Below are 14,265 nucleotides of genomic sequence, written 5' to 3' on the forward strand. Positions count from 1 at the left end.
GGGCAGTCGGAAATCATGGCACGTCGGGGTGCCGGGCCGGCTCAGGGCAGTGACCTTCGTGCGAATGGCCGAGGGAGGCGACCCTTACAGACGTAGGGTTGATCCAGGGAGGGTCTGCGGGAAGACCGCTCCCCCGGACAGCCACCTCGAGGGAGGTCCAGTTCAGTGACCAGTCAGGTCAGCAGCCCAGCGGAACAGGCCGACGGCAGCGAGGGAACGGACGCAGCCGTCGTGGGAGAGCAGCGCAAACCGGGCGGGACGAAGGACGTACGCCGTCTCGACCGGGTGATCATCAGGTTCGCGGGGGACTCCGGTGACGGCATGCAGCTCACCGGTGACCGTTTCACCTCGGAGACGGCGTCGTTCGGCAACGACCTGTCGACGCTGCCGAACTTCCCCGCCGAGATCCGGGCGCCCGCCGGCACCCTTCCCGGCGTGTCCTCGTTCCAGCTGCACTTCGCCGACCACGACATCCTCACGCCGGGTGACGCTCCGAACGTGCTGGTCGCGATGAATCCGGCGGCGCTGAAGGCGAACATCGGCGATGTGCCGCGCGGTGCGGAGATCATCGTCAACACGGACGAGTTCAGCAAACGGGCGATGCAGAAGGTGGGGTACGCGGCCTCGCCGCTGGAGGACGGGTCCCTCGACGGTTACCAGATCCACCCGGTCCCGTTGACCACACTGACCGTCGAGGCCCTCAAGGATTTCGACCTCACCCGCAAGGAGGCCGAGCGCAGCAAGAACATGTTCGCGCTCGGCCTCCTTTCGTGGATGTACCACCGGCCGACCGAGGGGACCGAGAAGTTCCTGAAGTCGAAGTTCGCGAAGAAGCCGGACATCGCGGCCGCCAACATCGCGGCGTTCCGGGCGGGCTGGAACTTCGGCGAGACGACCGAGGACTTCGCGGTCAGCTACGAGGTCGCCCCGGCGGCGAAGGCGTTCCCCGTCGGCACCTACCGGAACATCTCCGGGAACCTGGCGCTGGCGTACGGGCTGATCGCCGCCTCGCGGCAGGCCGACCTGCCGTTGTTCTTGGGGTCGTATCCGATCACACCGGCCTCGGACATCCTGCACGAGCTGAGCAGGCACAAGAACTTCGGCGTGCGCACCTTCCAGGCCGAGGACGAGATCGCGGGCATCGGCGCGGCGCTCGGGGCCGCCTTCGGCGGGTCGCTGGCGGTGACCACGACCTCCGGTCCCGGGGTGGCGCTGAAGTCGGAGACCATCGGGCTCGCCGTGTCGCTCGAGCTGCCGCTGCTGGTCGTCGACATCCAGCGGGGCGGGCCCTCGACCGGTCTGCCGACCAAGACCGAGCAGGCGGACCTGCTGCAGGCGATGTTCGGGCGCAACGGCGAGGCCCCGCTCCCCATCGTCGCGCCCCGCACGCCCGCCGACTGTTTCGACGCCGCCCTGGAAGCGGCCCGGATCGCGCTGACGTACCGCACGCCGGTGATGCTGCTGTCCGACGGCTACCTCGCCAACGGCTCCGAGCCCTGGCGGATCCCCGAGCTGGACGAGCTGCCTGACCTGGCCGTGCAGTTCGCGCAGGGTCCCAACCACACCCTTCAGGACGGCGCCGAGGTCTTCTGGCCGTACAAGCGCGACCCGCAGACCCTCGCCCGGCCGTGGGCGGTGCCGGGCACGCCGGGTCTGGAGCACCGGATCGGCGGGATCGAGAAGCAGGACGGCACCGGCAACATCTCCTACGACCCGGCCAACCACGACTTCATGGTCCGCGTCCGGCAGGCCAAGATCGACGGCGTCGACGTGCCGGACGTCGAGGTCGACGACCCGCACGGGGCGAGAACCCTGGTCCTCGGCTGGGGTTCCACCTACGGGCCCGTCACCGCGGCGGTACGGCGGCTGCGGGCGGCCGGGGAGGCGATCGCGCAGGCCCACCTGCGGCATCTGAACCCGTTCCCGAAGAACCTGGGCACGGTGCTGAAGGCGTACGACAAGGTCGTGATCCCGGAGATGAACCTGGGCCAGCTCGCCACCCTGATCCGGGCGAGATACCTGGTCGACGCGCACTCGTACAACCAGGTCAACGGCATGCCGTTCAAGGCGGAACAGCTCGCCTCGGCTCTCAAGGAGGCCATCGATGGCTGAGACGTCCACGGAAGGCACGGGCACGATCGAGGCGCTTTCGCTCGTCCCCAAGGCCGAGGGCCGTCAGTCCATGAAGGACTTCAAGTCCGACCAGGAGGTCCGCTGGTGCCCCGGCTGCGGTGACTACGCGATCCTGGCCGCCGTCCAGGGCTTCATGCCGGAGCTGGGGCTGGCCAGGGAGAACATCGTCTTCGTCTCGGGCATCGGCTGCTCCTCGCGCTTCCCGTACTACCTGAACACCTACGGGATGCATTCGATCCACGGGCGGGCCCCGGCGATCGCGACCGGGCTCGCCACCAGCCGGCGCGACCTGAGCGTGTGGGTGGTGACCGGGGACGGGGACGCCCTGTCCATCGGCGGCAACCACCTCATCCACGCCCTGCGGCGCAATGTGAACCTCAAGATCCTGCTGTTCAACAACCGGATCTACGGGCTGACCAAGGGGCAGTACTCGCCCACCTCCGAGGTCGGCAAGATCACCAAGTCGACGCCGATGGGCTCGCTGGACGCACCGTTCAACCCGGTGTCGCTGGCGCTCGGCGCGGAGGCGTCGTTCGTGGCGCGCACGATCGACTCCGACCGCAAGCACCTGACGGAGGTGCTGCGGCAGGCCGCCGCCCATCCGGGCACGGCGCTGGTGGAGATCTACCAGAACTGCAACATCTTCAACGACGGCGCCTTCGACGCGCTGAAGGACCGGGAGTCGGCCGAGGAGGCGGTGATCCGGCTGGAGCACGGGCAGCCGATCCGGTTCGGCGCCGACCGGTCCAGGGGGGTCGTGCGGGACCGTGCGACCGGCGATCTCAAGGTGGTGACGGTGACCGCGGAGAACGAGTCCGAGATCCTGGTCCACGACGCGCGCGCCGCGTCCCCGACCACCGCGTTCGCGCTGTCCCGGCTGGCCGATCCGGACACCCTGCACCACACGCCGATCGGCGTCCTGCGCTCCGTCGAGCGGCCGGTCTACGACACCCAGATGTCCGACCAGCTCGACGCGGCCATCGACCGCCACGGCAAGGGGGACCTGGCGGCGCTGCTGGCGGGCGGGGACACCTGGACGGTCGTCGGCTGAGCGACGGCGACGCGACGTACGCGAAGGCCCGGAACCGTGACGGTTCCGGGCCTTCGCGTATTGCGTGTACGGATGCCGGTGGCGCTCCCCCTACGGATGCCGACGGCACCCGACCCGGCCGTGCGGCAGCACCGCCCGGCTCGGTACTGCCCGGCTCGGTACTCACCCGGAACCGGCACGCACCTGAACACCAGTACCTTACTTCAAAGTGGGTACTTTCTCTCGGTTAGCGCACGCCTTAGGGTTAGTTGCAGACCGCACCCCAAGGAGTTCTGCATCATGAGCATCGTCGTCACCGGAGCCACCGGACACCTCGGCCGCCACGTCGTGGAGCAGTTGCTGGAGAAGGTCCCCGCCGAGGGGATCACGGCCGTCGTGCGCGACACGGCCAAGGCCGCCGACCTCGCCGAGCGCGGCGTGAAGCTCGCGGTCGCCGACTACAACGACCCCGGGACCTTCGACGGCCTGTTCGCCGCCGGCGACAGGGTCCTGTTGATCTCGGGCAACGAGTTCGACAAGGGCCGCCCGGCCCAGCACCAGGTCGTCATCGACGCCGCCGCGGCGGCGGGCGTCGCGCTGCTGGCGTACACGAGCGCGCCCGGCAGCCTGAGCGCCGCGCTGGCAGACGACCACCGTGCCACCGAGAAGGCCCTGCTGGCCTCCGGTCTCCCCTACAGCCTGCTGCGCAACGGCTGGTACCACGAGAACTACACCGAGAACCTCGCCCCGGTGCTGGCGCACGACGCCGTCGTCGCCGCCGCCGGTGACGGCCGCGTCTCCTCCGCCTCCCGCGCCGACTACGCCGCCGCCGCGGTCGCCGTACTGACCGGCGAGGGGCACGAGAACACGACGTACGAGCTGGGCGGCGACGAGGCGTGGAGCTTCGCGGAGTACGCGGCCGAGCTGAGCCGGCAGACCGGCAGGGAGATCGCCTACAACGCCGTGTCCACCGAGACCCTGGTCGGCATCCTGACCGGCGCCGGGCTGCCCGGGCCGTTCGCCACGATCCTGGCCGGCGTGGACGCGTCCATCGAGAAGGGCGAGCTGGTCGTCACCACCGGCGACCTGTCCCGGCTGGCCGGCCGCCCGACCACCCCGCTGTCCGAGGCGGTCTCCGCCGCGCTCAAGGGCTGACCTGTCGCGCCGCCCTCCGCCTGTCATGACCGTATGGCGATACGGACATGACAGGCGGGGGTGTCCGGCGTTACCTTCGACCACGCGCGCCTGCCACGAGGCGGTGCGGTCGTCAGGAGGAGGGGCCCGTGGCCGGGAAGTCCAAGGCCGGTGAGAGCCGGACAGGTCTGCTGAACGGTTTCGCCGCCTACGGGATGTGGGGGCTCGTCCCCCTCTTCTGGCCCCTGCTCAAACCCGCAGGCGCGGGCGAGATCCTCGCCCACCGCATGGTGTGGTCCCTCGCCTTCGTCGCCGTCGCGCTGATCGTCGCAGGGCGCTGGAAGTGGGCCGGTGAACTGCTGCGTCAGCCGCGCCGGCTCGCGCTCGTCACCGTGGCCGCCGCCGTCATCACGGTGAACTGGGGCGTCTACATCTGGGCCGTGAACAGCGGCCACGTCGTCGAGGCCTCTCTCGGCTACTTCATCAACCCGCTGGTCACCATCGCGATGGGTGTCCTGCTCCTGAAGGAGCGGCTGCGGCCCGCGCAGTGGGTGGCGGTCGGTGTCGGCCTGGCCGCCGTCCTCGTGCTGACCGTCGGATACGGCAGTCCGCCGTGGATCTCGCTCTGCCTCGCCTTCTCCTTCGCCGTCTACGGGCTGGTGAAGAAGAAGGTCGACCTCGGCGGGGTCGAGTCCCTGGCCGCCGAGACCGCGATCCAGTTCCTGCCGGCGCTCGGCTATCTGCTGTGGCTGTCGGCGCACGGCGGCTCCACCTTCACCGGCGAGGGGGTCGGGCACTCCGCACTCCTCGCCTCCACCGGCATCGTCACCGCGTTCCCGCTGGTGTGCTTCGGCGCGGCGGCGATCCGGGTGCCGCTGTCCACGCTGGGCCTGTTGCAGTACATGGCGCCGGTCTTCCAGTTCCTGCTCGGCATCCTGTACTTCGGTGAGGCCATGCCGCCCGAGCGCTGGGCCGGCTTCGCGCTGGTCTGGCTGGCGCTGGTGCTGCTCACCGGGGACGCGTGGCGCACCTCGCGCCGGACGGCCCGGGCGCTGCGGGCATCCCGGTTGCTCGCCGCCGAGGCCGGAGTGCCCGGCCCCGCCGTGACGGGCGGCCCCGCCGCGACGGACGCCATCGCCGGCGCCGTACGGGGGGACGGCGCGGCGCCGTCCGCGTCCGTGTCCGCGGTCGAAGTGCCGGAGGTCTCCCCCGTCGCCAGGCCGTAGCCGGCGGTCACCGCGGAGATCCCGGCGGCGCCGGGTCCCGGTCACCGCGGAGATCCCGGCGGCGCCGCCGGCGGGATCCGGGCGAAAGCCCCTCGGGCCTGTCCGGCGGATCATGCCGGACAGGCCCCACTCGACCGGACAGGCCCTATTCGAGCCGTCCGCGGGCCCGGTGTGCCCGCACCTTCTCGCGGTTGCCGCAGTGTTCCATCGCGCACCAGCGGCGGCGGCCGGGGCGGGATGTGTCGACGAAGAGGAGTCGGCAGTCGTGCGCGCCGCACTCGCGGACGCGGTGCGCGTACGGGCCGGTGAAGAGGTCGATCGCGTCGCGGGCGACGGTCGAGAGCAGCTGGGTGCCGGTGGCGCCGGGGGCCCAGGCACGGGTGCCGTCCGGGGCGAGACGGGGGACGAGCGGGGCCTCGGCCGCGGCCGCGTTGAGGGCGTCCAGGTGCTCCGGCTGTTGCGGGCGGCCGTGGGCCCGGTCGGCCGTGAGGAGGAAGAGGGCGTCGCGTACGGTGCGCACCCGGCCCAGTTCCGCGTCCGAAACGGTGGGTTCCAGCCCTTCGGGCAGGCGGCTGCGGACGGCCCAGGCGACGAGGTCGGCGGGTTCGTGCAGCACCTCGTAGCGGGCGAAGGCGCCGGGACCGCCGGTGACCAGCAGCTCCAGGCAGAGGGCGCCCGGGTCGAAGCGGTAGGGCCGGCCGTCGTGCGAGACCAGGGTCAGGCCGGGGAGCCGACCGGCCGGTGACCCGGGACCACCTGGTGTTTCCGGATGTTCCGGCGTTTCCGTTGCCCGTGCGCTCATGTAACCACTATAACTGGTTACATGAGCGAGACACCCACAGCGGAACCCACTCCCGTCCACTGGAAACTCGTCGTCGACTCCCTCGACCCGCACACCCAGGCGGACTTCTGGGCCGCCGCCCTGCACTACGCGGTCGAGGACAACAGTGCGCTCGTCGAGCGCCTGCTGGGACTCGGGGCGCTGCCCGGCGCGGCGACGGTGGAGCACCACGGCCGCCCGGCCTTCCGGGACCTGATCGCCGTACGGCATCCCGCTGACCCCTTCGACGCGGACACCGGCACCGGACTGGGGCGGCGGCTGCTGTTCCAGCGGGTGCCGGAGGAGAAGACGGTCAAGAACCGGCTCCACCTCGACCTGCACCCCGGCGCGGAGCGGCGGGAGGCGGAGGTCGAGCGGCTGACCGCGCTCGGGGCGAGCGTGCTGCGGGAGGTGAGGGAACCGTCCGGGACGTGGGTGGTGATGGCGGACCCGGAGGGGAACGAGTTCTGCGTGCAGTGAGCCGGAGCGGCGGCGACGGGGTCCGCCAGGTGAACTCGCTGTCCTGATAGCACTCTTGACGGAGAGTTGGCCACAGCTTCACCATCCAGGCACCCCATTCACTGTGGGTTCCCTGTGGCCACCCCGCGGGGAACCCCTCTGGAACCCGGAGCCCCCCACCATGAAGCTCTCCGTTTCCGGGCGGGCGACGGCGACCGCCGTCGTCGCGGCCGCCTCGCTGCTCGCCACCGGATCCATAGCCGGCGCGGCCCCCGCCCCCGAGCCCGTCGCGATCGCCGCCGCGCCCGACATCCCGGTGGCGAACGTCAAGGCACACCTGACCCAGCTCCAGTCGATCGCCACCGCCAACGGCGGCAACCGCGCCCACGGCCGCACCGGTTACCGGGCCTCCCTGGACTATGTGAAGGCCAAGCTGGACGCCGCCGGATTCACCACCACGATCCAGCAGTTCACCGCGTCCAGCCGGGTCGGCTACAACCTGATCGCCGACTGGCCGGGCGGCGACACCAACCAGGTCGTCATGGCCGGCGCGCACCTCGACAGCGTCAGCTCCGGCGCCGGCATCAACGACAACGGGACCGGTTCCTCGGCCGTCCTGGAGGCCGCCCTCACCGTCGCCCGCACCGGCTACCAGCCCACCAAGCACCTGAGATTCGCCTGGTGGGGCGCGGAGGAACTCGGCCTGGTCGGCTCCAAGTACTACGTCAACAGCCTGTCCTCCACGAACCGCGCCCGCATCAGCGGCTACCTCAACTTCGACATGATCGGCTCGCCGAACCCCGGCTACTTCGTCTACGACGACGACCCTGCCATCGAGAAGACCTTCAAGGACTACTTCGCGGGCATCGGCGTCGCCACGGAGATCGAGACCGAGGGCGACGGCCGTTCCGACCACGCGCCCTTCAAGAGCGCGGGCGTCCCGGTCGGCGGCCTGTTCACCGGGGCGAGCCGCACCAAGACGGCGGCGCAGGTGACCAAGTGGGGCGGTACGGCCGGACAGGCCTTCGACCGCTGCTACCACTCCTCCTGCGACACCACCGCCAACGTCAACGACACGGCGCTCAACCGCAACTCGGACGCGCTCGCGTACGCGGTGTGGACGCTGTCGCAGTAGGCGTGCGCCCCGTGGGGCCGGTGCCCCGGCCCCGCGGGTTCGTTCCCCGCCCCCGCGGGACCGGGTCCGGGCCCTGCCGGCTCGCCCCTCGGCCCCGCCGGCTCGTCCCCTAACCCTGCGGGCCCGCGCCCGCGTCGCGGGCCCGTCGGGCCAGCCTGGTCATCCGGGACCGGGCCGACTCCAACTCCTCGGCGTCTTCGGCGGCAGGTCCGTCCTCGGTGGCCAACTCGGTCCACAGGCTCAGGAGTTCGGTGCCCAGGTTCAGGCCCTGGAAGGGGTCGCGCACGGCACGCCAGGCCGTCGCCGCGCTCTGCACGTTGCCGTACGCGGCCTCCGCGTCCCGGTGACGGCGGTGGATGCCGACCAGGTCGAGCGAGAGGTGGAAGGAACGGACCGGGTCACCGGCCAGGTAGGCGATGTACGCGGCGAGTTCGCGCAGCCGGAGCACCTCGGGGTGCTCCGGTCCCAGCGTCGCCGAGGCCTCGGTCACGGTCCGCTCCGCGAGCGCCGCGGCCGTGTCCGTGCGCCCCGCCCGCACGGCCTCGTTGATCCGCGCCATCGGCTCGCCGAGCAGGGCGGGCGTCCCGTCGGCGCCGGGAAGCGAGCGCGGGTCGTCCCCGAGCACGGCCTCCGCCACCGCGTCGAAGCCGCGGGCGGGGGTCGGCCTGGGCTCGGGATCGGGCTCGAAGCCCCGCGCCACCTCGGGGTCGAGGAGCGGCACGGGGTCGGCAGCCGGGCGCGGCACGGCGTCGAAGGCCGGATCCGGGACCGGGCCGGAGACCGGGCGCGGCACGGCGTCGGAAACCGGATCCGGGACCGGGCCGGAGACCGGGGACGGCCGGGGGGCCTGGACCGGCTGCGGGAACTGAACCCCTTGCGGGACCGGGTCGGAGACCGGGGACGGCCGGAGGGCCTGGACCGGCTGCGAACCCCGGTGCGGCTGCGCGTCCCGCCCCGGCTCCGGCACGGGGCCGGGGCGGGCGTCCTGCGGGGTACGGTCCATCACCGGCGGTGGGCCGAAGACGCCCGTCGGGGCGGCTGCCGCGCCCGGGACCTCGTCCCGCGGCTCCGACGGCTCGCGGTGCGGGAAGTGCGTGGGCCGGTCCGGTCCGGTGGGTGTCCGCCCCTCGGCGGGCGGCGCGGGCGGGGTCGGCGGAGCGGGCGGGGTCGGCGGGGTGAGCACCTCGGTGGGCCGGGCCGACGGCCGGTCGTCCGGCTCCCTCTGCGGGGGCACGCGTAGGGGCTCGCCCGCGAAATGGCTGGAACCGTCCGGCTCGACGCGCAGCGGGACGACGTAGCCGATGCGCTCGTCGTGGACCGTGGCGAGCACCGGGTGCCCGGTGGCGAGGGCGATGCGGTGGAGGTGGCCGAGAACGGCCTGCTGGAGTTCCTGCCCGTCGGCGGCGACGACGGGAACGCCGCCGATGCTCGCCGGCCCGCCCCCCGAGACGCGCACGTCGAGCGGCGCCACCGCGACGGCCGGCCCCCCGTCGTACTGCTGTGCCCGCTTCTTCTCGCGGCTGAGTCGAGACATCGGTTCCTCACCCTGACACGTCGCCGTGCACGTACGTTGCACTCATCACCCGTGCACCCAGGCGTACACGTAATGTTGAGTCTCTCCGCTCACGCCCGTCCGCACGTCACCGCGGCGTCACAGCCTCGTTCCAAGGACCCGCGGCCACGGGGATCCGGCGGTGGTCCGGCCGCGCGGCGGGCGGTGGCGACGACGAGGGGTGCGGGCATGCGGACGAGGGACGGGCGGCGGCCGGGACCGGAGATCTGGATCCGCGGTCCGGTGCCCGCGCCGGAGCCGCCGCCGTGGCCGTACGGCGCGGCGGCCGGCCCCCGCCGCTTCTCCTGGCTCGGCACGCACGGCGGGGCCGGCGCCTCCACGCTCGCCGCGGTCTACGGCGGCCACGACTGCGGACGTGACTGGCCCGGTCCGCACGACCCGCCGTCCGTGCTGCTCGTGGCCCGGACCCACGCGGCCGGACTGGAGTCGGCGCTGCGGGCCCTGGAGGTCTTCCGGCGCGGGCAGGCACCGGCGGGCCTCGACCTGGACTCCGTCGTGCTGGTCGCGGACGCGCCCGGCCGGCTTCCGCGCCCGCTGGCGCAGCGGGTGCGGCTGATCGAGTCGGCCGTCGACGTGTACCGGGTGCCGTGGGTCCAGGACTGGCGCCTGGGTGACCTGTCGGGCCCCCCGCCCCGCGACACGGCACCCCTGATCCGCCTCACGGACACGACCGCCCGGCGGACGCGCTGAGCGCGGATCCGTCCGCGTCGCGGGAACCCCCGCCCGCGTCAGCGCCCGCCTCCTCTGCCGTCGGGCTCGCGGCCGCCGTACGGGAGGGGCGGTTGCGGGCCGTCGACGTGGTGCGCGGGGCCCTGGAGCGGATCGAGCGGACGGACCGTGCGCTGGGGGCGTTCGCCGAGGTGTGGGAGGACGCGGCGGCGGAGCGGGCGGCCGAGGTGGACGCGCGGGTCGCCGCCGGTGAGCGGCTGCCGCTCGCGGGGGTGCCGATCGGGGTCAAGGGGCGGCACGGGCTGCGGACGGCGGGACCGCTGGTGGCCGCCGGCTGCGTACCGGTGGGCGCGACGGCCGTGCCCGGGCCCGGAACCCCCTGGCGGACCTGGGGTCTCGGCGCCCACGGCCGTACCGTCAACCCCTGGCGGGCCGACCGCACGCCGGGTGGCTCCTCGGCCGGTGCGGCGGCGGCGGTCGCGGCCGGTCTGGTGCCGCTGGCGACCGGCGGCGACGGCGCGGGCTCGGTGCGCATCCCGGCCGCCTGGTGCGGCGTCCTCGGGCTGAAGGTCACCAACGGCCGCTTCCCGTCCCCCGACCGTACGGGGCTGGCGGCGCCGGGCGTCCTGGCACGGCACGCGGCGGACGCGGCGGCGTACTGGGCGGTGCTGTCCGGCCGGGCGGTGCTGTCCGGAGCGGGTCCGGGGCGGCGGCTCGGGGCGCCCACCGCCGTCTTCTCCCCCGGTCTCGGATTCGCCGACCCCCGCCCGGAGCCCCTGGCCCTCGCCCGGGCCGCCGTGGACCGCCTCGCCGACGCCGGCGTCGTACGGCTGTCGCGGTCCGGGGCGCCGGTACGGCTGGAGGACCCCGCGCCCGTCTGGCTCGCGGTGCGCGGGCCGGGTGCCACCTCGGCGGTCCGGGGAGCACGGGACGTCAACGACCGTCGGCTGGCCGCCCTCTTCGACCGGGCGGACCTGTTGCTGACCCCTACGACCCCTGATCCGGCGCACGGCCACGACGGCCCCGGCGAGCGTTATTCGACGGCGCTGACGTGGGCGTTCAACCTGAGCGGGCATCCGGCGATCAGCATTCCGGCGGGGGTCGGCTCGGACGGCTGCCCGGTGGGGCTCCAGGCGGTGGCGGCACACGGGCGGGAGAGCGTGCTGCTGGCCCTGGCGGCGGCCGCGGAGGCGCTCACGGGGTTCCGGGCGCCCCCTGGCACCTTTGATTGCACGCGCATATAATGCAGATGCGCGTATTGACCGCACGCCGACTTTTTGGGGAACCCATGAGCACTCGCCGTTTCCTGTTCGTGCTGGGCAGCAGCCGTCCCGGCGGCAACACGGAGCAGCTCGCCCGTGCGGCCGCCGAGCAACTGCCGGCCGACGTGGAGCAGGAGTGGATCAGCCTCGTCGAGCATCCGCTGCCCGACTTCGAGGACCTGCGCCACGACACCGACCACGTCCGTCCCACCGAGGGCGCCGCGGCCCTGCTGCTCGACGCCACGCTCGCGGCGACGGACATCGTGATCGCCTCGCCGCTGTACTGGTACACGCTGTCCGGCCAGGCCAAGCGCTACCTGGACCACTGGTCCGGCTGGCTGCGCACCCCCGGCGTCGACTTCAAGGCGACCCTCGCCGGGCGCACCCTGTGGGGTGTCACGGTGCTCGCCGAGGAGGAGCAGTCGGTGGCGGACCCGCTGGTCGGCGCGTTGGGGAACTCGGCGGCGTACCTGCGGATGCGGTTCGGCGGGGTGCTGCTGGGGAACGGCAGCAAGCCGGGTGACGTGCTGACCGACACGCAGGCGCTGACCCGCGCGAAGACCTTCTTCGAGCAGCCCGCGCCGCTCGCCCGCTACCCGTTCGAGACCGGCTGACGGCCGCTACCCGTTCGAGACCGGCTGACGGCCCGCGCCCGCCCGCCACGGGGAAGCCGGCGGGCGTGGGCCGTCACGCCGCCACATCTTCACGCCGTCACGCCGCCGCACCGTCACGCCGTCACGCCGTCACGTCCTTCGCCGTGAACCGCGCCCAGGCCGCCGATCCGAACACCGCGACGTACACCGCCTGGAGGCCGAGGTTCTTGCGGAGTTCCTCCCAGTGGACCGGGTCGCGCATGAGGTCGGCGAAGGACAGCCAGTAGTGGGAGAAGAGGTACGGCTGGATCGCGTGCAGCTGCGGGATCTGGTCGAGGATCTGCACGGTGATGAGCAGGCCCACGGTCGTCGCCATGGCCGCGACGCCGCTGTCGGTGAGCGTGGAGACGAACACTCCGAGCGCGGCCACGCCGAGCAGCGAGGCGGTGACGGCCAGGGAGATCAGCAGGGCCCGCCCCAGGCCGTCGGCGAAGGAGATGCGGGTGCCGGAGATGGTCGTGAGGTCGCCGAGCGGGAACAGCAGCGCGCCGACCGCCAGCGCCGACACCGCGACGACCAGGGTGGCCAGCAGGCAGAAGATCACCGTGGCCGCGTACTTGGCGAGCAGCAGGCGGGTGCGGCCGGCGGGGGCGACGAGGAGGTAGCGCAGGGTGCCGGAGTTCGCCTCGCCGGCGACCGCGTCCCCCGCGACGACGCCGACGGCCATCGGCAGGAAGAACGGGAGCGTCGCGGCCAGCGCCGTGAACACCAGGAACAGACCGTTGTTGGTGATCTGCGCCATGAAGGCCGGTCCCTCACCGCCGCCGCCCCGCTGACCGCCGGCCGATCCATCACCGGTCTCGATCTTCACGGCGATCCCGACGAGCACCGGTACGGCCGCCAGCACACCGAGCAGGGCGAGGGTGCGCCAGCGGCGCAGGGTGACGGCCAGTTCGCTGCGGAAGAGTCCGAGGCCCCACAACGGGCTCACCCGCCGGAGGCTCTCCCCGTCCCGCGGTGCGGCTCGCGGTACGGCTTTCGGTGCCACCTCCGATGCAGCCGCCGATACGGCCACCGCTTCGGCACGTTCGGCCCGCTCAGCCCGCTCAGCCCGCTCAGCCCGCGACATCGAAACCCTCCCCCGTGAGTGCGACGAACGCGTCCTCCAGGGAGGCCCGCTCCACGCCGAAGCCGCGCACCCGGACGCCTGCCGTCACCAACGCCGCGTTCAGATCGGCGAGTTCACGGTCGGCGGGCTCACCCGTCACCCGGTCCTCGGTGACGACGACGTCCGCCACGCCCTGTTCCTTCAGCACCCTGGCCGCGTCCGTCGTGTCCGGGGTGGTCACGGCGAGCCGACCGCGCGCGCGGGCCGCCAGGTCCGACACCGGCCCCTGGGTGAGGAGCCGCCCACGTGCCATGACGGCCGCGTGCGTGCAGACCTGCTCGATCTCGTCGAGGAGGTGGGAGGAGAGGAAGACGGTGGTGCCGTCCGCCGCCAGCTCCCGCACCAGGACGCGGATCTCGCGCATGCCCTGCGGGTCGAGACCGTTGGTCGGCTCGTCCAGGACCAGCAGCCGACGGGGCTGGAGAAGGGCGGCGGCCAGGCCCAGCCGCTGCTTCATGCCGAGCGAGTACGCCTTCGCCTTCTTGCCGGCGGCGGTCGTCAGACCCACCCGGTCCAGCGCCTCGGCCACGCGGACGCGCCGGGTGCGGGGGTCGGCGGTCGGGTCGGCGGCGTCGTAGCGCAGGAGGTTGTCGCGGCCGGAGAGGAAGCCGTAGAGGGCGGGGCCCTCGATGAGGGCGCCGACGTGCGGGAGCACGGCGCGGGACGCGCGGGGCATGGGGTGCCCCAGCACCCGCGCCGTGCCGGAGGTGGGTTCGATCAGGCCCATCAGCATGCGGATGGTGGTGGTCTTGCCGGAGCCGTTCGGACCGAGGAAGCCGAAGACGCTGCCCGCCGGGACGGCCAGGTCGAGGCCGTCGACGGCGAGCTGTCCACCGCGGTAGCGCTTGGTGAGGGCGCGCGTGCGGATGACGGTGTCACCGTCGGTGGTGCCGTCACCGTCGGTAATGCCGTCGCCGTCGGTGATGCCGTCGCCGTCGCTTTCGGTGACGCCGTACGCGCCGGCGGCACCGACGCCGCCCGGAACGCCGCCCGGAACGGGCGTGCGGGGCAGTGCCCGTACCGCCGGCTCGTCGTCCATCGGTTCCCCCGATCGTCGGTTCAC

General features: G+C 73.0%; 13 protein-coding genes. 9 read left to right on the plus strand and 4 right to left on the minus strand.

What is annotated here, in order from left to right; translation table 11 throughout:
* Nucleotides 1-165 precede the first annotated feature (165 nt).
* From ACGFQC_RS08605 to rarD, 4 genes are all read left to right on the plus strand, one after another.
* Nucleotides 166-2,112, plus strand: coding sequence for a 2-oxoacid:acceptor oxidoreductase subunit alpha (locus ACGFQC_RS08605; RefSeq protein ID WP_363088988.1), 1,947 nt, complete (start codon nucleotides 166-168; stop codon nucleotides 2,110-2,112).
* On the plus strand, nucleotides 2,105-3,184 hold the full coding sequence (locus ACGFQC_RS08610; protein ID WP_363088987.1) for a 2-oxoacid:ferredoxin oxidoreductase subunit beta: 1,080 nt from the start codon (nucleotides 2,105-2,107) through the stop codon (nucleotides 3,182-3,184). The genes ACGFQC_RS08605 and ACGFQC_RS08610 overlap by 8 nt, the downstream gene beginning before the upstream one ends.
* Before the next feature lie 279 nt (nucleotides 3,185-3,463).
* A complete protein-coding gene (locus ACGFQC_RS08615; protein WP_363088986.1) occupies nucleotides 3,464-4,318 on the plus strand; it encodes an NAD(P)H-binding protein in 855 nt (284 codons plus the stop codon).
* Between the two features lie 128 nt (nucleotides 4,319-4,446).
* Entirely contained in the window at nucleotides 4,447-5,523 is a 1,077-nt protein-coding gene (gene rarD, locus ACGFQC_RS08620) for an EamA family transporter RarD (RefSeq protein WP_363088985.1), read from the plus strand.
* 145 nt (nucleotides 5,524-5,668) lie between these two features.
* Here the strand turns inward: rarD and ACGFQC_RS08625 are convergent, their stop codons facing one another.
* Complete coding sequence (locus ACGFQC_RS08625; protein WP_363088984.1) at nucleotides 5,669-6,325, minus strand: CGNR zinc finger domain-containing protein; 657 nt, start codon at nucleotides 6,323-6,325, stop codon at nucleotides 5,669-5,671.
* A 21-nt stretch (nucleotides 6,326-6,346) separates the two neighbouring features.
* Here ACGFQC_RS08625 and ACGFQC_RS08630 point away from each other — a divergent pair, with 21 nt between their 5' ends.
* Entirely contained in the window at nucleotides 6,347-6,823 is a 477-nt protein-coding gene (locus ACGFQC_RS08630; protein ID WP_363088983.1) for a VOC family protein, read from the plus strand.
* A 160-nt stretch (nucleotides 6,824-6,983) separates the two neighbouring features.
* Nucleotides 6,984-7,937 (plus strand): M28 family metallopeptidase, encoded by a 954-nt coding sequence (locus ACGFQC_RS08635; RefSeq protein WP_363088982.1) that lies wholly within the window; start codon nucleotides 6,984-6,986, stop codon nucleotides 7,935-7,937.
* Between the two features lie 109 nt (nucleotides 7,938-8,046).
* Here the strand turns inward: ACGFQC_RS08635 and ACGFQC_RS08640 are convergent, their stop codons facing one another.
* Nucleotides 8,047-9,471 carry a tetratricopeptide repeat protein gene (locus ACGFQC_RS08640; protein ID WP_363088981.1) on the minus strand — a complete coding sequence of 475 codons (1,425 nt, stop codon included), beginning with the start codon at nucleotides 9,469-9,471 and terminating at the stop codon, nucleotides 8,047-8,049.
* Nucleotides 9,472-9,678: 207 nt separating this feature from the next.
* On the opposite strand from ACGFQC_RS08640, the gene ACGFQC_RS08645 reads away from it, so the two are divergent.
* The 3 genes from ACGFQC_RS08645 (at nucleotide 9,679) to ACGFQC_RS08655 (ending at nucleotide 12,055) form a co-directional block, all read left to right on the plus strand.
* Nucleotides 9,679-10,200, plus strand: coding sequence for a hypothetical protein (locus ACGFQC_RS08645; protein WP_363088980.1), 522 nt, complete (start codon nucleotides 9,679-9,681; stop codon nucleotides 10,198-10,200).
* Nucleotides 10,201-10,292: 92 nt separating this feature from the next.
* Complete coding sequence (locus ACGFQC_RS08650; RefSeq protein ID WP_363088979.1) at nucleotides 10,293-11,423, plus strand: amidase; 1,131 nt, start codon at nucleotides 10,293-10,295, stop codon at nucleotides 11,421-11,423.
* A 44-nt stretch (nucleotides 11,424-11,467) separates the two neighbouring features.
* Nucleotides 11,468-12,055 (plus strand): NAD(P)H-dependent oxidoreductase, encoded by a 588-nt coding sequence (locus ACGFQC_RS08655; RefSeq protein WP_363088978.1) that lies wholly within the window; start codon nucleotides 11,468-11,470, stop codon nucleotides 12,053-12,055.
* A 121-nt stretch (nucleotides 12,056-12,176) separates the two neighbouring features.
* Here the strand turns inward: ACGFQC_RS08655 and ACGFQC_RS08660 are convergent, their stop codons facing one another.
* Both ACGFQC_RS08660 and ACGFQC_RS08665 read right to left on the minus strand, forming a co-directional pair.
* Nucleotides 12,177-13,163, minus strand: a complete 987-nt coding sequence (locus tag ACGFQC_RS08660; protein WP_363088977.1) for an ABC transporter permease — start codon at nucleotides 13,161-13,163, stop codon at nucleotides 12,177-12,179.
* On the minus strand, nucleotides 13,150-14,241 hold the full coding sequence (locus ACGFQC_RS08665) for an ABC transporter ATP-binding protein (RefSeq protein WP_363088976.1): 1,092 nt from the start codon (nucleotides 14,239-14,241) through the stop codon (nucleotides 13,150-13,152). The genes ACGFQC_RS08660 and ACGFQC_RS08665 overlap by 14 nt, the downstream gene beginning before the upstream one ends.
* Between the last annotated feature and the right edge of the window lie 24 nt (nucleotides 14,242-14,265).

Origin of the sequence: Streptomyces sp. NPDC048734 (assembly GCF_043198675.1) — a bacterium.
GTDB lineage: Bacteria > Actinomycetota > Actinomycetes > Streptomycetales > Streptomycetaceae > Streptomyces.